Origin of the sequence: Gibbsiella dentisursi (genome assembly GCF_039539505.1) — a bacterium.
GTDB lineage: Bacteria > Pseudomonadota > Gammaproteobacteria > Enterobacterales > Enterobacteriaceae > Gibbsiella > Gibbsiella quercinecans.
This window is the reverse complement of record NZ_BAABDG010000002.1, coordinates 499,464-515,746: the sequence shown is the minus strand read 5'-3', so window position 1 is coordinate 515,746 and position 16,283 is coordinate 499,464. Positions and strand designations below refer to the sequence as shown.

Here is a 16,283-nt window from a genome sequence, read left to right as displayed (position 1 = left end):
AACGCCATCAAACCTGGCTGACCGCGCAGGAGAAAAACGCGCGGGCCGGTTTACATGGCCCACTACGAGGCCTAAAGTTAATCATATGATTGATTAATTTTTATGGATGCGTGTGATGCCTTCAGCGGAGAATAAACAGGTTGCCAGCCAGGCACGTGGCGAACAGGCGCGCCAGCAACTGATCGCCGCCGCCATCGAGGTGTTTGGCGAATACGGCCTGCGCGGCGCCACGACGCGGGAAATCGCCCGGCTGGCCGGGCAAAATATCGCCGCCATCACCTACTACTTCAATTCAAAAGAAGGCCTGTATCGTGCCGTAGCACAGTGGATCGCTGATTTTTTCCAGCAGGCATTCAGCCCGCTGGCCGAAGAAATTGAGCGTTTCTGGCTGTTGCCGGCCGCGCAGCGCCCGCCTGAAAGCTACCTGCACTACCTTAAGCGCGGGCTATTGATGCTAAGTGAACTGATGACTCAGCCGCAAACCATCAAGATAAGCAAAATCATGTCGCGCGAGCAATTGTCGCCCACCGATGTCTTCCCGCTGATCCACGAACAAATAACGGCGCCGGTCCATAGCCAACTGTGCCGGTTGATGGCGGCCAGCACCGGCATGGCGCCGGAATCAGACAAAGTCGTGCTGCATACCCATGCGCTGATCGGCGAAGTACTGGCGTTCCGCGTGGCGCGGGAAACCATCTGCCGGCAGGCCGGCTGGCAGCAAATTGGCGAGGAACAGGCGGCGCAGATCAGGGCCGTGTTGGTTGAACATATCGATCTTCTGGTTCACGGGTTGCATCAGCGCTATAGCGCATAAAACGCTGGCAGGGAGTGTTATGAACAAGAAAAGAAGTGCCGTTGTGGTGGTGGCTATTCTGGCGATCGCCGCCGTCGTCTATGGATTTTTATCTTACCAGCAGCGGCAAAACACACCGCTGACGCTGTACGGTAACGTCGATATCCGCACCGTTAATCTCGGTTTCCGCGTTGATGGCCGCCTGGCTTCGCTGGCGGTTGATGAAGGCGATCGCGTCCAACCGGGGCAACCGCTCGGCAAACTGGACGATGGCCCCTACATCAACGCGCTGCGGCAAGCAGAGGCCAACGCTGGCAGCGCACAGGCCAAGCTGGATCTGTTGCTGGCCGGCTACCGCAATGAAGAGATCGCCCAGGTGCGCGCAGAGGTGGCGCAGCGGCAATCGGCGTTCAGCTATGCCGACAGCTTTTTAAAACGCCAGCAGGGGCTGTGGGCCAAAAACGCCACGTCGGCCGACGCCCTGGAAGATGCCCGCACCGCGCGCAACCAGGCGCAGGCCAATCTGCAAGCGGCGAAAGATAAACTCACCCAATACCAAAGCGGCAACCGCCCGCAGGAAATCGAACAGGCCAGGGCCGTTCTGGCCCAAAGCCAGGCGGCATTGGCGCAGGCGCAACTCAACCTGCAGGATACCGCCCTGCTTGCCCCCTCCGCCGGTACGGTGCTGACCCGTGCGGTGGAGCCAGGCACCATGCTTAGCGCCAGCAGCACTGTGTTCACCGTTTCGCTGACCAACCCGGTTTGGGTACGCGCCTACGTCAGCGAAGCCCACCTGGGCCAGGCGGCGCCGGGCACCGAGCTTGCCATTTACACCGACAGCCGGCCGGATAAGCCCTATCACGGCAGGATCGGTTTTGTTTCCCCCACCGCCGAGTTCACGCCAAAAAGCGTCGAAACGCCGGACCTGCGCACCGATCTGGTCTACCGCCTGCGCGTGGTGGTGACCGACGCCGACGATGCGCTGCGCCAGGGGATGCCGGTGACGCTGCGCTTTGACAACGGCGCCGCCCAGTAGGATTCGGCGCAGGCTGCCCGCAGCCTGCAAACGCTATACCTCGTTGATAGCTTCTGACGTTAGGGATGTCATGGAACAGGCACATGTGATTGAGCTGGAAGCGCTGGAAAAACGCTTTCCGTCACTCGAGAAACCGGCGGTCGCCAGCCTGACCACCACGCTACGCAGCGGTGCGGTGACCGGCCTGGTCGGGCCGGACGGCGCGGGCAAAACCACGCTGTTGCGCATGCTGGCCGGGCTGTTGAAACCCAGCAGCGGCCAACTGCGCGTCGCCGGGTTGGATCCGATCGCCCAGGATCGTCAACTGCACGCCATTCTTGGCTATATGCCGCAAAAATTCGGCCTGTATGAAGACCTGACGGTGATGGAAAACCTGACGCTGTATGCCGATCTGCGCGGCGTCACCGGCGAAGCGCGCCAGCGAACCTTCCAACAACTGCTGGAATTTACCGATCTCACTCACTTTACCGATCGCTTGGCCGGCAAGCTTTCCGGCGGCATGAAGCAAAAGCTGGGGCTGGCCTGTACGTTGGTAGGCCAGCCGCAGGTGCTGCTGCTGGATGAGCCGGGGGTGGGCGTCGATCCGATCTCGCGCCGCGAACTGTGGCGTATGGTGCATGAACTGGCCAACGACGGCATGCTGATCCTCTGGAGCACCTCTTATCTTGATGAGGCCGAACAATGCCGGGAAGTGCTGCTGATGAATGAAGGCGAATTGCTGTTCAGCGGCGCGCCGCAGGCGCTGACCCAGCGCATGGCCGGCCGTTCGATCCTGCTCGATGCGCCGGGCGACAACCCGCGCGCGTTGTTACAGCGCGCGATTTGCTTGCCGGCGGTCACCGACGGGGTGATCCAGGGCAAATATCTGCGCCTGATGCTAAAACCCGACGCCGAACACCCGCAGGTATTACAGGCGCTGGATCTGCCAAATGCTAAACTGCGCGAAGCCGAGCCGCGTTTTGAGGATGCGTTTATCGATCTGCTCGGCGGCGGCCCCAACAGCCGCTCGGCGCTGGCGGAGATCATGCCAACGGTACAGGGCGACAGCGCGGAAACCGTGATTGAAGCGCAAGGGCTGACCAAAAAATTTGGCAACTTCGCCGCCACCGATAACGTGGATTTCAAAGTACAGCGCGGCGAAATCTTCGGCCTGCTGGGGCCAAACGGCGCGGGCAAATCCACCACCTTCAAAATGATGTGCGGCCTGCTGACGCCCAGCGGCGGTAAGGCCCTGGTGCTGGGGATGGATTTAAAAACCAGCTCCGGCAAAGCACGCCAGCGCCTGGGCTATATGGCGCAAAAATTCTCGCTATACGGCAACCTGACGGTGGGGCAAAACCTGAAGTTTTTTTCCGGCGTATATGGCCTCAGCGGCAAAAGGCAGCGCGATAAAATCGATGAAATGTCGCGCGCGTTTAACTTCGGCTCGATTATCGACCAAACCCCGGACTCGCTGCCGCTGGGGTTTAAGCAGCGCCTGGCGCTGGCCTGCGCGCTGATGCACGAACCCGATATTCTGTTCCTCGACGAACCCACCTCGGGGGTCGATCCGCTAACCCGGCGTGAATTCTGGCTGCATATCAACGGCATGGTGGATAAAGGCGTGACGGTCATGGTGACCACCCACTTCATGGACGAAGCGGAATATTGCGATCGCATCGGGCTGGTGTATCACGGCAAGATCATCGCCGCCGGCACGCCGGACGATCTTAAACACCAGGTCGCCTGCGAACAGAATCCCAACCCGTCAATGGAAGATGCGTTTATTGAGCTGGTGCAAGGCTACGATCGGCAGGAGAAAACATCATGAGTGAAAGCAGCGGCTTTTCCTGGCGGCGTTTGCGCGCGCTGTGCCTGAAAGAAACCCGCCAGATCCTGCGCGATCCCAGCAGCGGGCTGATCGCGTTCGTCATCCCACTGCTGCTGCTGTTTATCTTCGGCTACGGCATCAATCTGGATTCCAGCAAACTGCGGCTGGGCATTTTGCTTGAACAGCAAAGCGAAGAGGCGCGGGATCTGGTCAGTGCGTTTACCGGATCGCCGTATATCGATCCGACCGTCAGCGATAACCGGCAGGCGTTGATCCAGAAAATGCAGGCCGGTGAGATCCGCGGGCTGGTGGTGATCCCCACTGATTTTGCCCAACGCATGGCCCGCCCTTACGATCAGGCGCCGATCCAGGTCATCACCGACGGCAGCGAACCCAACACCGCCAACTTTGTGCAGGCCTATACCCAGGGGGTATGGCAGATCTGGCAGCAGCAGCGCGCTACCGATCGCGGGCAGGAGGATAAGCCGCTGATCGAGATCCAAATGCGCTACTGGTTCAACCCGGCGGCGATAAGCCAGCACTTCATCATTCCTGGGGCGATCACCATCATCATGACGGTGATCGGCGCGATCCTGACTTCGTTGGTGATCGCCCGCGAGTGGGAGCGCGGCACCATGGAGGCCCTGCTGTCGACGCAGGTGACGCGCGGCGAGCTGTTGCTCTCCAAACTGCTGCCCTACTATCTGCTGGGCATGCTCGCCATGGCGCTGTGTATGGTGATATCGCTCTTCGTGCTCAAGGTGCCTTACCGTGGCTCGTGGCTGATTCTGTTTATCATCAGCAGCCTGTTCCTGGCCAGCACGCTCGGCATGGGGTTGCTGATTTCTTCCGTGACGCGCAATCAGTTCAACGCGGCGATGGTGGCGCTGAATGCCGCCTTCCTGCCTTCAATCATGCTTTCGGGGTTTATTTTCCAGATCGACAGTATGCCGGCCGTGGTGCGCGCCTTCACTTACCTCATTCCGGCGCGCTACTTCGTCAGCACCCTGCAAACGCTGTTTCTGGCGGGGAATATCGGCACGGTGCTGATCATCAATCTGCTGTTGCTGATCGCTTCTGCGGTGGTGTTTATCGGGCTGACGGCCTGGAAAACCCAGCGGCGGCTGGATTAAGGGGGAAGCATGTTGCACCGTTTATTAACGCTTATCATCAAGGAACTGCAAACGCTGCTGCGCGATCCGCAAACCCGCACCATTCTGATCATGCCGGTGCTGGTGCAGGTGTTGTTGTTCCCGTTCGCCGCCACGCTTGAAGTCACTAATGCCACGATCGCCATTTACAGCGAAGACAACGGCCAGGCTTCGATCGAACTGACCCAGCGCTTTGCCAAGGCCAAAGCCTTCTCACAGGTTTTGCTGCTGCGCAACCCGCAGGAAATTCAGTCCACACTCGACAACCGGAAAGCACTGTTGCTGATCCGCTTTCCGGCGCAGTTTTCACGTGATATCGCCACCGGCAACACCGCACCGCTGCAATTGATTCTGGATGGCCGTAACTCGAACAGTGCGCAGATTGCCGCCAATTATGTCCAGCACATCGTGCAGGATTATCAGGAAGCGCTGATCGGCGGCCGGCAGAAACCCAATAACAGCGAGCTGGTGGTGCGCAACTGGTATAACCCCAATCTGGATTACAAATGGTTTGTGGTTCCGTCCCTGATCGCCATGATCACCACCATCGGCGTGCTGATTGTCACTTCGCTTTCAGTGGCGCGCGAGCGTGAACAGGGCACGCTGGAACAGCTGCTGGTCTCCCCGCTCACCACCTGGCAAATTTTTATCGGCAAGGCCGTGCCAGCGCTGATTGTCGCTTCGTTCCAGGCATCCACCGTGCTGTTGATCGGTATTTTCCTGTTCCAGATCCCGTTCGCTGGCTCTCTGCTGCTGTTTTATGGCACCATGCTGGCCTACGGGCTGTCCCTGGTGGGCTTCGGCTTGTTGATCTCGGCGCTATGCGCAACCCAGCAGCAGGCGTTTATCGGCGTATTCGTGTTTATGATGCCGGCGATCCTGCTTTCAGGCTATGTTTCGCCTGTGGAAAATATGCCGGTGTGGCTGCAGAACCTGACCTGGATTAACCCAATCCGTCACTTCACCGACATCACTAAGCAGATTTATTTGAAAGACGCCAGCTTCGGCATTATCTGGCACAGCCTGTGGCCGTTACTGGTGATCACCGTCACCACCGGCAGCGTGGCTTATGCCATGTTCCGGCGTAAAATCGCCTAAGAGCGGGGCTGCGGTAACGGGCGTGTCTTGTTATCGATTATTCATGGAGGCGTTTTGGCAGAAGCAGTTAAAGACAATGAATTCAATAAAATGACCCGTTTTGGCTTCCGGCTTGCCGGCATTAGCCTGCTGCTGGTCATGCTGATTTTTGCGGCCGGTTTTTTTCTGCCGGAAGACAGCGGAGAGTGGCTTGATCTGGTGGTGCTGGCCATGGCCGGCGTGAATGTGATTGCGAACTTCGTGGTGTTCTACTTTGCCATCATCGGGCTGTTCAAATCGTCATTGAAATGGCGGGCGCTATTCTCTTTACTGATTGCACTGGCGATTTTTGCACTCTATCTCATCGCTATCGCCTTCGCATCCTCATAAGGCCAGCCGTGATAGCCAAAGAGGGCAATCCGTTTGCCCTTTTCTGCCCATTAGCGCTGGGCGATTCTTGCCGCCGACGCTTTGGTTAAGCCTTCCAATGGGTTCCAACCCTGAATGCCCTTCACTTCTTTCAGGTAATAGCTGTAGTTGGCGAGGCTGCCGCACGCACACGCATAGGCAACGTTCACGCCGCGCGCCCAGGCATCAAGGTTCACGCCATTGCTGTATTCAATCATCCCCAGGATTAAGTTGATGGCACATATCACCACAAACAGCACCAGGCCTTTCTTCCACAAGCCCAAAATACAAAAATAAATAATGCCGAAGAAAAAGGCGTAAAAGTTCATGACGTATTTAAGCCGCGCGAAGAACTTCATCTCCTTTAGCTTCCGCTGGTATTCAGGGGAAGTGACATTCCCACCGACGCTATCATATAAGGCAAAACGCGCTTGCCACTTTGGGCTTAGCTCTTTACTCATAAATCCCTCGTTACCATTATCATTGTGTTTTACTACTGCCATCCCATATAACCTGTTTATTCAACGCAATGCCTGGCGCAGTGTCAATAAAACGGCGTGAAAAAGCATGACTGTCGCTTAAGTAAACAGATAACAAAAGGCCCTGCAAAACAGGGCCCTTTGAGAAACAACGGTGCGGGTAGCAACGAAGGATTAGCGATTAACGGCGGTTGCCGAAAATCCGCAGCAGCATCAGGAACAGGTTGATAAAGTCGAGATACAGCGTCAGCGCGCCGACAATCGCATATTTGCGGAAATGGTCTTTATCATCCGCGTTGAGCTGTTCGCCCATCGCTTTCAGTTTCTGGGTGTCATAGGCCGTCAGGCCAACAAATACTACCACGCCGATGTAAGTGATCGCCCACATCAATGCGCTGCTCTTCAGCCAGATATTAACCAGCGACGCCAACACAATACCGATCAACGCCATAAACAACAGGCTGCCGAAGCCGCTCAGATCGCGCTTGGTGGTGTAACCATACAGGCTCATGGCGCCGAACATCCCGGCGGTGACCACGAAGGTGCTGGCGATGGAAGAATAAGTGTAGGCAATGAAAATGCTGGAAAGCGTCAGCCCGGTCAACGCCGAATACAGCATAAACAGCGAAGTGGCCATCGCCCCGCTCAGGCGGTTAACCATGCCGGAAATAACGAACACCAGCGCCAATTGCACAATAATCAGCCCGAAGAAGGTGATCTGGCTGGAAAAAATAAAGTTGAGGATTGCGGGCGTGTTGGCCGCATACCATGAGACAAACGCCGTCAGCAACAGGCCGCAGGTCATCCAGCCATACACCTGCGCCATATAGGCCTGAATGCCGCTGCCAGCACGTTCGACAATTGAACCATTAGAACGTGGATATCGGTCCATGACGGTTACCTTTTGCATGTTGAACAAGATTCGGGATGGCATATGCCATAGCCCTGCCGTTATTAAGAGTACCACAATAACGCACTGCCGGGAGCGCGCAGCGCTATTAATTACGCGCCGTTGAACAATGATTTACCTGCTCACCAGCGCTTCGCCGCCAGCGTATCCGCGGCACGCGCCTCCACCCAGCGCTCCCCCTGCCCGGTGGCTTCACGCTTCCAAAACGGTGCGCGCGTCTTCAGATAATCCATAATAAATTCGGCGGCCTCAAAGGCCTGGCTACGGTGCGCGCCGGTCACGCCGACGAACACAATTTCATCACCGGGAAACAGCTCGCCGATCCGGTGAATCACCGCGACCCGCTGCAATGGCCAGCGTTGGCGGGCCTGTTCAACAATCTCGGCCAGCGTTTTTTCCGTCATGCCCGGGTAGTGTTCCAGCGTCAGCGCGCTCACATCGTCACCCAGGTTATGATTGCGTACCTTGCCGGTGAAGGTCACTACCGCGCCATCGTCGGCGCACTGCGCCAGCCAGGCATATTCATCACCGACGTTAAACGGCGCATGGCCAACGCGAATACGGGTATTGCTCATGGTTACCCCCCGGTTACCGGTGGAAAGAACGCCACCTCGTCGCCGGCGCACAGCGGGTGTTCCAGCGGGACCAACGCCTGATTGACCGCCGCCAACAGCTTGCCGTTTTCCAACGCCAACGCCCAGCGATCGCCACGCGCGCACAGCGCCTGGCGCAATGCCTCCACGGTCGAGAACTCTGCCGCCAGGCGCAGGCTGGGCACACCGACCAGTTCACGCACCTGGGCAAAAAACAGAATATCAATCATGCGCTATTCCACCCTGAAGTCGCCGGATTTACCGCCGCTTTTCGCCAGCAGGCGCACGGGGCCGATCACCATGTCCTTTTGCACCGCCTTGCACATGTCGTAAATGGTCAGTGCCGCCACCGAAGCGGCGGTGAGCGCTTCCATTTCCACGCCGGTTTTGCCGCTAAGGCGGCAGCAGGTTTCGATACGCACGCGGCTGTGCGCCGGCTGCGCTTCCAACTGCACTTCGACCTTGCTCAGCATCAGCGGGTGGCACAACGGGATCAACTCCCAGGTGCGCTTCGCCGCCTGGATGCCGGCGATGCGCGCGGTAGCGAATACATCGCCCTTGTGATGGCGGCCTTCGACGATCATCGCCAACGTCTCGGCATGCATGGCGACAAACGCCTCGGCGCGGGCTTCTCGCACGGTGTCCGCCTTGGCGGAGACATCCACCATATGGGCTTCGCCGGCGGCGTTAATATGGGTTAATTGGTTCATAAGGCTACTTTTTCACATGCGGCTGAAAATTACACGGGCGATGCCGTGCGTCCAGTTGTTCTTCGATAACCCGCTCCCACGCGGTGCGGCAGGCGCGGGTGGAACCCGGCACGGCAAAAATCACGGTACGGTTGGCAATGCCGGCCAGCGCGCGCGACTGAATAGTCGCCGTGCCGATCTCTTCATAAGAGACCATGCGAAACAGCTCGCCGAAACCTTCAATTTCCCGATCGAACAACGGCAACAACGCCTGCGGGGTATTATCCCGTTCGGTAAACCCCGTGCCGCCGTTAACCAATACCGCCTGCACGTCATCGCTGGCGATCCAAAGCGAGATCTGCGCGCGGATCTGGTAAAGATTGTCTTTGACCAACGCGCGAGCCACCACCGTGTGGCCGGCTTCCTGCGCTGCCTGCTGCAAGTAGTCGCCGGAAGTATCCTCCGCTTCGCTGCGGCGATCGGACACCGTCATCACGGCGATGCGCAACGGAATAAATTCACTGCTGGTATGGCTCATAATGTGTCTCGCTCCTGCTGATGTGGTGCCGCGCGTTACCGTTCGCTCCGGTATTAACCGCCGATAAACGACAAATTCTGCGTTATGCCGCTGTTGCCCTGGTGCAGGAAGTGGGTCTGCTTTTTGTTCAGCAGCCCGCCCTGAATGCGCAGCTTCAGCTGTTCCAGTTGGTTATCCGCCGCCAGCAGATCGCGCAGCGGGATCCCCTGCTCGCCAAACAGGCACAGATGCAGGTTGCCGATGGCGGATACCCGCAGCCGGTTGCAGCTGGCGCAGAAATCCTTCGCATAGGGCATGATTAACCCCACCTCGCCCTGGTAATCCGGGTGGCTAAATACCAGCGCCGGGCCATCGCTGCGCTCACGCGGCAGATGGCGCCACCCTTCACGTTCCAACTGCCGGCGGATCACATCGCCGGAGACATGGTGTTTGCGAAACAGCTGCCCGCCTTCGCCGGTTTCCATCAGTTCAATAAAGCGCAGTTGAATCGGGCGATCTTTAATCCAGCGCAGAAAAGCGTCGAGCTGATGGTGGTTCACGTCGCGCATCAGCACCGCGTTGACTTTCACCTTGCGGTAACCGGCGGCAAAGGCGGCATCAATGCCGGCCATCACCTGCTGAAAACGATCCTGGCCGGTAATGGCGTGAAACTGGCGGGCATCCAGGCTATCAACGCTGACGTTAATCGCCGTTAATCCGGCGTCACGCCAGCGTTCTACGTCACGCGCCAAACGGTAACCGTTGGTGGTCACGGCAAGCTGGCGAACCATCGGGTTTTCGCGCACGGCGGCAATAATCTCGGTAAAGTCGCGCCGCAGCGACGGCTCGCCACCGGTCAGGCGCACTTTCTCCGTCCCCAGTTCGGCGAACGCGCGGCTAACCCGCCGGATCTCATCCAGTGAAAGAAAGGTTTTCGGACTGCCGTTCGGCTGATAGCCGCCCGGTAAACAGTAGGTGCAACGAAAATTGCACACGTCGGTGATCGACAGGCGCAAATAGTAAAACTTGCGCGCAAAAGCATCAGTGAGTTGCGGCACCATAACACCTTTCCAAATACGGGAGATGCCGGCGTTTCCACTGGCACCCTGGTGGCAGGCTTCGCCACGGCCCAAACGCCATATTGTTCGATGGGAACAACACAGGCCCAGGGGCTAGGAGTTTTGATTTCAGCCCGGCGAACAGCCTTGCCGGGATAAAACCGCGGTTTTCGGCGGAATTCTAGCGCCAATTCCCGGCGATAGCCAACGGGCAATTTCGTTATATAATAATGTAGATAGCGCTTTCGCCCGCGCCGCTAACACATTAATCACGAAAAATACCTGTTTCGCAGAGCGATCGGCTAAAGTCATGCAAACGGCACGCGGTTTCGCGTTTTTTCATCGGATCGGTTAATTTAAGCAGGCAGTCAGCCCCTCTTTAAGGAAATTTATGCGTAATCGAACCCTGGCCGATCTGGATCGGGTGGTGGCACTGGGCGGTGGCCATGGCCTTGGCCGCGTGATGTCTTCGCTCTCATTGCTCGGCTCCCGCCTGACCGGAATCGTCACCACCACCGACAACGGCGGCTCCACCGGCCGTATTCGCCGTTCAGAGGGCGGGATCGCCTGGGGGGATTTGCGCAATTGCCTCAACCAGTTGATTACCGATCCTAGCGTAGCATCGGCCATGTTCGAATACCGCTTTAGCGGTAGTGGTGAACTGGCCGGGCATAACCTGGGCAATTTGATACTCAAGGCGCTGGAGAATCTCAGCGTGCGCCCGCTGGAGGCCATCAACCTGATCCGCAGCCTGCTGAAAGTGGACGCGTGGCTGATCCCGATGTCAGAGCAGCCGGTGGATCTGGTGGCCTACGATCGTGAAGGCAACCAGGTTTACGGCGAGGTCAATATCGATCGGCTAACCCACATGCCGCAGGCGCTGCTGCTTTCCGCACCGGTGCACGCCACGCGCGAAGCGCTGGACGCCATAGCGCAGGCCGACGTGATCCTGATTGGCCCGGGCAGCTTCCTCACCAGCCTGATGCCGCCGCTGCTGCTGGCGGATCTGGCCCAAGCGCTGCGGCGCAGCAGCGCCAATGTGATTTATATCAACAATCTGGGGCGCGAGCTGAGCGTGGCCGCGGCGTCGCTGTCATTGCAGGACAAGCTGAATATGATGGAAGAACATATCGGCCGCAGGATGATCGATGCGGTGATCGCCTGCCCCGCGGCCGATACCCGCCAGGTGCAGGATCGCGTGGTGATCCAACAAGCGCTGGAAGCCAGCGATATCCCTTACCGTCACGATCGCCAACTGCTGCGCCAGGCGTTGGATCGCGCCCTCTCGGAGCTGGCCGCCCGCCGTTGATCGCGCAAGAAAGGCCGTTTAATCGCGGCCGCGTAGCCACGGGTTATCGCTGACGGTGCGAATATACAACTCTTCGACCTGCTTGCGCGCCCACGGCGTGCGGCGCAAGAACTTCAAACTGGATTTAATGCTCGGATCGCTGCGAAAGCAGTTGATGCGAATACGCTCCGCCAGCCCCGGCCAGCCATACTCGGCCACCAGTGCGTTCAGCAACTGTTCCAGAGTGATGCCATGCAGCGGATCTTTTGAGGGGAAGGTGGTCATATCGGCAGCTCATTTTTTTATTGGCCGCACACCATAATCAGCTTTGCCCGGTGCGGCAAGGACTTTTGTTTACCCGGCATTAGCGGGGCCAGATACGGCCCCGCGGCGTTATGCATCAGGAAATGGCGATAAACTGCTCGCGCAACTGCTGAATTTCATCGCGCAGTGCCGCAGCCTGTTCAAACTCCAGGTTCTGCGCATGGGTATACATTTGCGCTTCCAGCTCGCGGATTTTCTTCTCAAGCGCTTTTGGCGACAGCAGCTGATGCTGCGGCTGACTTGCCGCTTTGCCTTTGCCCTTCGCCAGGTTTTTACCATTGACCGGCTGGCCGATTTGCAAAATATCGCCGATCTTTTTATTCAGGCCTTTTGGCGTGATGCCTCGCTCGGCGTTGTACGCCTGCTGTTTGGCGCGGCGGCGCTCGGTTTCACCGATCGCTTTGGCCATGGAGTCGGTAATTTTATCGCCGTACAGTATCGCCTTGCCGTTCAGGTTACGCGCCGCACGGCCGATGGTCTGGATCAGCGAACGTTCGGAACGCAGGAAGCCTTCTTTATCGGCGTCCAGAATCGCCACCAGCGAAACCTCTGGCATATCCAACCCCTCACGCAACAGGTTGATGCCCACCAACACATCGAATTCCCCCAGACGCAGATCGCGGATGATCTCAACGCGCTCCACGGTATCGATATCCGAGTGCAGGTAGCGCACGCGCTCACCGTGTTCTTCCAGATATTCCGTCAGATCTTCCGCCATCCGTTTGGTCAGCGTGGTCACCAACACACGTTCGTTGATCGCCGCCCGCTTGCGGATTTCAGACAGCAGATCGTCCACCTGCGTGGTGACCGGCCGCACTTCGATTTCCGGATCCAGCAACCCGGTCGGCCTGACCACCTGATCGATAATTTCACCGCCGGATTTCTCCAGCTCATATTTGCCTGGCGTGGCGGAAACATAGATCGTCTGCGGCGCCAACGCTTCAAACTCTTCAAAACGCATCGGGCGGTTGTCCAATGCGGAAGGCAGGCGGAAGCCATATTCCACCAGCGTTTCCTTGCGTGAACGGTCGCCCTTGTACATGCCGCCGATCTGCGGGATCGTCACGTGGGATTCATCCACCACCAGCAAGCCATCCGCCGGCAGGTAATCGAACAGCGTGGGCGGCGGCTCGCCCGGCCCGCGCCCGGAAAGGTAACGCGAGTAGTTTTCAATGCCGGAGCAATAGCCCAGTTCGTTCATCATCTCCAGATCAAACTGAGTGCGCTGCGTCAGGCGCTGTTCTTCCAGCAGCTTGTTATTGGCCAGCAGCACTTTGCGCCGATCGGCCAGTTCCAGTTTGATCTCTTCCATGGCCTGCAAAATACGTTCGCGCGGCGTGACATAGTGTGATTTGGGGTAAATGGTGAACCGCGGCACCACCTGCTGAACCTGGCCGGTGAGCGGATCAAACAGCGACAGCCGCTCGACTTCCTCATCGAACAGCTCCACGCGCAGCGCCAACTCGTCGGATTCTGCCGGGAAGATATCGATCACTTCGCCGCGCACGCGGAAGGTGGCGCGCTGAAAAGCCTGATCGTTGCGGGTATACTGCAACTCTGCCAGCCGGCGCAGGATTGAACGCTGATCGATAATCATCCCGTTGGTCAGGTGCAGCATCATCTTCAGGTACAGATCTGGATCGCCCAAACCGTAGATGGCGGACACCGACGCCACCACCACCACATCACGCCGCTCCAACAGCGCCTTGGTGGCCGACAGACGCATCTGTTCGATGTGTTCGTTCACCGAGGCGTCTTTTTCAATAAAGGTATCGGAGCTTGGCACATAGGCTTCCGGCTGGTAGTAATCGTAATAAGAGACAAAATATTCCACCGCGTTCTCCGGGAAGAACTCTTTCATCTCGCCATACAGCTGCGCCGCCAGCGTTTTATTCGGCGCCAGCACCATGGTTGGCCGATTGAGATCGGCAATCACATTGGCGATCGTGAAGGTTTTGCCCGAACCGGTGACCCCCAGCAACGTCTGATGCGCCAGGCCGTCTTCCAGCCCTTCTTCCAGTTTGCGGATGGCCTCCGGCTGATCGCCGGCCGGTTTGAACTCAGAATGCAGTTTGAACAGTTTACTCATCAGACTAGGCTACCCCGTGAGAAATGCGCGCTCAGGCGCCCCGTGAATCGCTTCACTGAGCGGCCCTTAAGTATGGAAAGCCCCGGCGAATTGCGCCAGTGCCATTATGATACTGGATATAAAACCAGCTTCAAGCAGATTTACCCGCCGCGGCGTTGGCGAGGGGAAAACCGCAGCCTGCCGCCATTTAGCCCGGCACCAGAGACCAGCGGCACACCAGGCAACCGCTATTCCCACAGCGCGATGCCCCAAGATCGGCCAGCCATGCACCGTTGCCCGGCTTTACGCGCATGCCGGCGATGACAATACGGTGACATTTTTATTGTCAATCACAGATTTATCCCCAAAACCCGCTCAGCGTTAACTTATCAGTAACACAACGGTAAAAATCCAGGCAAACGCATTAGCTCTATCAGGCATCGCTTGATTTTAATTAATTATTTGATAAATATATAGTTTAATAAAAAGATGAGAATACGGGCAACGCGAACACAACCCGCGCCGGCTCTCGCTTTAAGGCGCTTTTCTAAATCTAATACACAAGGTTATCCACAGGAATAGTGGATAACTCTTACCACCCCGCCAACCACGGGAGCTTCAGAAAGAACCCCTTTCGGTTACCAAAACGGTTTAAAGGGTCTTTTTAGTTATTTTTTTCATAAAAAAATCGCTGTGTTTATGCCGATTAATGCTAATAAACCGGCCCGGCTGAAATTCATTTTCCACTTTCAACCGCTACAAGGGGTTGTGGTCTGCCCGATGGGTGAAATCCTGTGCACCATAACCAATCCCGGCAGCACCGCAAAAGTGCACACCCGGCGCTTACTGCCCAGACTTTGCCTGCGCCGCCTTGCCGCCAGCCCGCCTCGCCCCTGCCGCCAGGTTAACACCACGCTAACAAGACGCTTTTTTATCGCCGCGATAAAGTTGGCCTGCTAATTGCAAAACCCCGTTAAGGATAGACAGCGCGGATAGAGAGTGAACCCCGCCTGTACGATAGAATCCTCTGCTTGAGTTGGCCTGTTACCGGTAAAATAAATCACCGCTAACACAGTCATAAAAGCGAAACATAACGGGAATCCGGCTTTTAATGGCCATTTTTTCCTGAATATTAAATTTTAGCGGCCTTTCTGCGCTAACCACCCACGGTAGCCGGAACGGCATTTTATTCTGGCCGTTAATACACTTGGGAAAGAAACCGCTAACGCGGCGAGTACAGTTAAGGAGTGTGGATACACTCAGGACGTTGACGTTGGATTGCCATACCGGCGTTACGCCAGCGCCATTGAGGCGTACATCCACAAGTGCCAGGCCTTTGAGGAGAATGCCGATGTTAAGTTTAAGGTCGTTAAATCAGTATTACGGACAAAATCATACGCTGTGGGATATCAACCTGGAGCTGCCGCGCGGCCAATGCACCACCCTGCTTGGCCGCAACGGCGTGGGCAAAACCACGCTGGTCAACTGCATCATGGGCCACTTGCCGGTGGTCAGCGGCAGTATGACCTGGCAGCCTACGGACGCGCCGCCGCAAAACCTGCTGCAACAGCCGGTGGAAACCCGCGCGGCGCTGGGTATCAGCTATGTGCCGCAAGGGCGACAAATTTTTTCCCAGTTTAGCGTGGAAGAAAACCTGCAGGTGGCGTTGATGGCGGGGCGCGATAAACCGCATCGTATCCCGCCGTTGGTCTATGATCTGTTCCCCAATCTGTACGATATGCGCTCCCGCCGCGCCGGCGATTTGTGCGACGGCGAACAGCAGTTGTTGGCGATTGGCCGCGCGCTGGTGCTGGAGCCGGAACTGATGATTCTGGATGAGCCGACGGCCGGCATTCAGCCGTCCATCGCGGCGGATATCACCAATGTGATCCGTAAAATCAACCGCGAGCTGGGGATGACCATCCTGCTGGTGGAACATTCATTGCCGTTCGTACGCCGCGTGGCAGATCGCTTCTGCCTGATGGATAAAGGCCGCAACGTGGCTAATGGCACGCTGGAACAGTTGGATGAGGAATTGATTAATGCCTATCTGGCAGTGTAAACAAACAGGGCGCAACGTGT

Annotated in this window: 17 protein-coding genes and 1 riboswitch; of the genes, 8 read left to right on the top strand and 9 right to left on the bottom strand. The window is 57.3% G+C overall.

The genetic code is table 11. The features are described from left to right. Window positions 1–115 precede the first annotated feature (115 nt). The 6 genes from ABFX35_RS02825 (at window position 116) to ABFX35_RS02800 (ending at window position 6,257) form a co-directional block, all read left to right on the top strand. Window positions 116–814 (top strand): CerR family C-terminal domain-containing protein, encoded by a 699-nt coding sequence (locus tag ABFX35_RS02825; RefSeq protein ID WP_346080832.1) that lies wholly within the window; start codon window positions 116–118, stop codon window positions 812–814. Between the two features lie 19 nt (window positions 815–833). Then, on the top strand, window positions 834–1,829 hold the full coding sequence (gene hlyD, locus ABFX35_RS02820) for a secretion protein HlyD (protein WP_346079028.1): 996 nt from the start codon (window positions 834–836) through the stop codon (window positions 1,827–1,829). 70 nt (window positions 1,830–1,899) lie between these two features. After that, window positions 1,900–3,639 carry an ATP-binding cassette domain-containing protein gene (locus tag ABFX35_RS02815; protein ID WP_346079026.1) on the top strand — a complete coding sequence of 580 codons (1,740 nt, stop codon included), beginning with the start codon at window positions 1,900–1,902 and terminating at the stop codon, window positions 3,637–3,639. Continuing rightward, the gene (locus ABFX35_RS02810; protein ID WP_279026805.1) at window positions 3,636–4,772 is read left to right on the top strand and encodes an ABC transporter permease; all 1,137 of its coding nucleotides are present in this window, start codon (window positions 3,636–3,638) and stop codon (window positions 4,770–4,772) included. Before ABFX35_RS02815 ends, ABFX35_RS02810 begins: the two co-directional genes overlap by 4 nt. 9 nt (window positions 4,773–4,781) lie before the next feature. Then, window positions 4,782–5,888, top strand: a complete 1,107-nt coding sequence (locus ABFX35_RS02805) for an ABC transporter permease (protein ID WP_346079024.1) — start codon at window positions 4,782–4,784, stop codon at window positions 5,886–5,888. Window positions 5,889–5,942: 54 nt separating this feature from the next. Continuing rightward, window positions 5,943–6,257: a hypothetical protein gene (locus tag ABFX35_RS02800; RefSeq protein WP_230469396.1), complete on the top strand. Its 315-nt coding sequence runs from the start codon at window positions 5,943–5,945 to the stop codon at window positions 6,255–6,257. A gap of 50 nt (window positions 6,258–6,307) precedes the next feature. On the opposite strand, the gene ABFX35_RS02795 is transcribed toward ABFX35_RS02800, so the two are convergent. The 7 genes from ABFX35_RS02795 to moaA form a co-directional block, all read right to left on the bottom strand. After that, a complete protein-coding gene (locus tag ABFX35_RS02795) occupies window positions 6,308–6,736 on the bottom strand; it encodes a DUF2628 domain-containing protein (protein ID WP_279026810.1) in 429 nt (142 codons plus the stop codon). 199 nt (window positions 6,737–6,935) lie between these two features. Continuing rightward, entirely contained in the window at window positions 6,936–7,646 is a 711-nt protein-coding gene (locus ABFX35_RS02790; protein ID WP_095845374.1) for a Bax inhibitor-1/YccA family protein, read from the bottom strand. 140 nt (window positions 7,647–7,786) lie between these two features. Next, on the bottom strand, window positions 7,787–8,239 hold the full coding sequence (moaE, locus tag ABFX35_RS02785; RefSeq protein WP_095845375.1) for a molybdopterin synthase catalytic subunit MoaE: 453 nt from the start codon (window positions 8,237–8,239) through the stop codon (window positions 7,787–7,789). Window positions 8,240–8,241: 2 nt separating this feature from the next. Then, window positions 8,242–8,487, bottom strand: a complete 246-nt coding sequence (gene moaD, locus ABFX35_RS02780) for a molybdopterin synthase sulfur carrier subunit (RefSeq protein ID WP_279026813.1) — start codon at window positions 8,485–8,487, stop codon at window positions 8,242–8,244. A gap of 3 nt (window positions 8,488–8,490) precedes the next feature. Next, complete coding sequence (gene moaC, locus ABFX35_RS02775) at window positions 8,491–8,967, bottom strand: cyclic pyranopterin monophosphate synthase MoaC (protein WP_346079021.1); 477 nt, start codon at window positions 8,965–8,967, stop codon at window positions 8,491–8,493. 4 nt (window positions 8,968–8,971) lie between these two features. After that, window positions 8,972–9,484: a molybdenum cofactor biosynthesis protein B gene (moaB, locus tag ABFX35_RS02770; RefSeq protein WP_121552979.1), complete on the bottom strand. Its 513-nt coding sequence runs from the start codon at window positions 9,482–9,484 to the stop codon at window positions 8,972–8,974. 53 nt (window positions 9,485–9,537) lie between these two features. After that, window positions 9,538–10,524, bottom strand: coding sequence for a GTP 3',8-cyclase MoaA (moaA, locus tag ABFX35_RS02765; RefSeq protein ID WP_346079018.1), 987 nt, complete (start codon window positions 10,522–10,524; stop codon window positions 9,538–9,540). After that, window positions 10,511–10,654: riboswitch (molybdenum cofactor riboswitch) on the bottom strand. It overlaps the preceding gene by 14 nt. Before the next feature lie 258 nt (window positions 10,655–10,912). On the opposite strand from moaA, the gene yvcK reads away from it, so the two are divergent. Next, a complete protein-coding gene (gene yvcK / locus ABFX35_RS02760) occupies window positions 10,913–11,830 on the top strand; it encodes a uridine diphosphate-N-acetylglucosamine-binding protein YvcK (protein ID WP_279026817.1) in 918 nt (305 codons plus the stop codon). Window positions 11,831–11,848: 18 nt separating this feature from the next. Here the strand turns inward: yvcK and ABFX35_RS02755 are convergent, their stop codons facing one another. Continuing rightward, window positions 11,849–12,094, bottom strand: a complete 246-nt coding sequence (locus ABFX35_RS02755) for a VF530 family protein (protein ID WP_279026818.1) — start codon at window positions 12,092–12,094, stop codon at window positions 11,849–11,851. Between the two features lie 115 nt (window positions 12,095–12,209). Continuing rightward, window positions 12,210–14,222, bottom strand: a complete 2,013-nt coding sequence (gene uvrB / locus ABFX35_RS02750) for an excinuclease ABC subunit UvrB (protein ID WP_279026820.1) — start codon at window positions 14,220–14,222, stop codon at window positions 12,210–12,212. Window positions 14,223–15,552: 1,330 nt separating this feature from the next. Between uvrB and ABFX35_RS02745 the strand changes: the two genes are divergently transcribed. Continuing rightward, window positions 15,553–16,263: an ABC transporter ATP-binding protein gene (locus ABFX35_RS02745; RefSeq protein WP_095845384.1), complete on the top strand. Its 711-nt coding sequence runs from the start codon at window positions 15,553–15,555 to the stop codon at window positions 16,261–16,263. The last annotated feature ends 20 nt before the right edge of the window (window positions 16,264–16,283 follow it).

Bases quoted from the DNA above. Each gene is read 5' to 3' on its own strand.
- ABFX35_RS02805 (WP_346079024.1), top strand. From the start codon at position 4,782: ATGTTGCACCGTTTATTAACGCTTATCATCAAGGAACTGCAAACGCTG.
- moaB (WP_121552979.1), bottom strand. From the start codon at position 9,484: ATGAGCCATACCAGCAGTGAATTTATTCCGTTGCGCATCGCCGTGATG.
- ABFX35_RS02745 (WP_095845384.1), top strand. From the start codon at position 15,553: ATGTTAAGTTTAAGGTCGTTAAATCAGTATTACGGACAAAATCATACG.
- moaE (WP_095845375.1), bottom strand. From the start codon at position 8,239: ATGAGCAATACCCGTATTCGCGTTGGCCATGCGCCGTTTAACGTCGGT.
- ABFX35_RS02755 (WP_279026818.1), bottom strand. From the start codon at position 12,094: ATGACCACCTTCCCCTCAAAAGATCCGCTGCATGGCATCACTCTGGAA.
- uvrB (WP_279026820.1), bottom strand. From the start codon at position 14,222: ATGAGTAAACTGTTCAAACTGCATTCTGAGTTCAAACCGGCCGGCGAT.
- moaA (WP_346079018.1), bottom strand. From the start codon at position 10,524: ATGGTGCCGCAACTCACTGATGCTTTTGCGCGCAAGTTTTACTATTTG.
- ABFX35_RS02810 (WP_279026805.1), top strand. From the start codon at position 3,636: ATGAGTGAAAGCAGCGGCTTTTCCTGGCGGCGTTTGCGCGCGCTGTGC.
- ABFX35_RS02790 (WP_095845374.1), bottom strand. From the start codon at position 7,646: ATGGACCGATATCCACGTTCTAATGGTTCAATTGTCGAACGTGCTGGC.
- hlyD (WP_346079028.1), top strand. From the start codon at position 834: ATGAACAAGAAAAGAAGTGCCGTTGTGGTGGTGGCTATTCTGGCGATC.
- moaD (WP_279026813.1), bottom strand. From the start codon at position 8,487: ATGATTGATATTCTGTTTTTTGCCCAGGTGCGTGAACTGGTCGGTGTG.
- ABFX35_RS02815 (WP_346079026.1), top strand. From the start codon at position 1,900: ATGGAACAGGCACATGTGATTGAGCTGGAAGCGCTGGAAAAACGCTTT.
- ABFX35_RS02825 (WP_346080832.1), top strand. From the start codon at position 116: ATGCCTTCAGCGGAGAATAAACAGGTTGCCAGCCAGGCACGTGGCGAA.
- yvcK (WP_279026817.1), top strand. From the start codon at position 10,913: ATGCGTAATCGAACCCTGGCCGATCTGGATCGGGTGGTGGCACTGGGC.
- moaC (WP_346079021.1), bottom strand. From the start codon at position 8,967: ATGAACCAATTAACCCATATTAACGCCGCCGGCGAAGCCCATATGGTG.
- ABFX35_RS02795 (WP_279026810.1), bottom strand. From the start codon at position 6,736: ATGAGTAAAGAGCTAAGCCCAAAGTGGCAAGCGCGTTTTGCCTTATAT.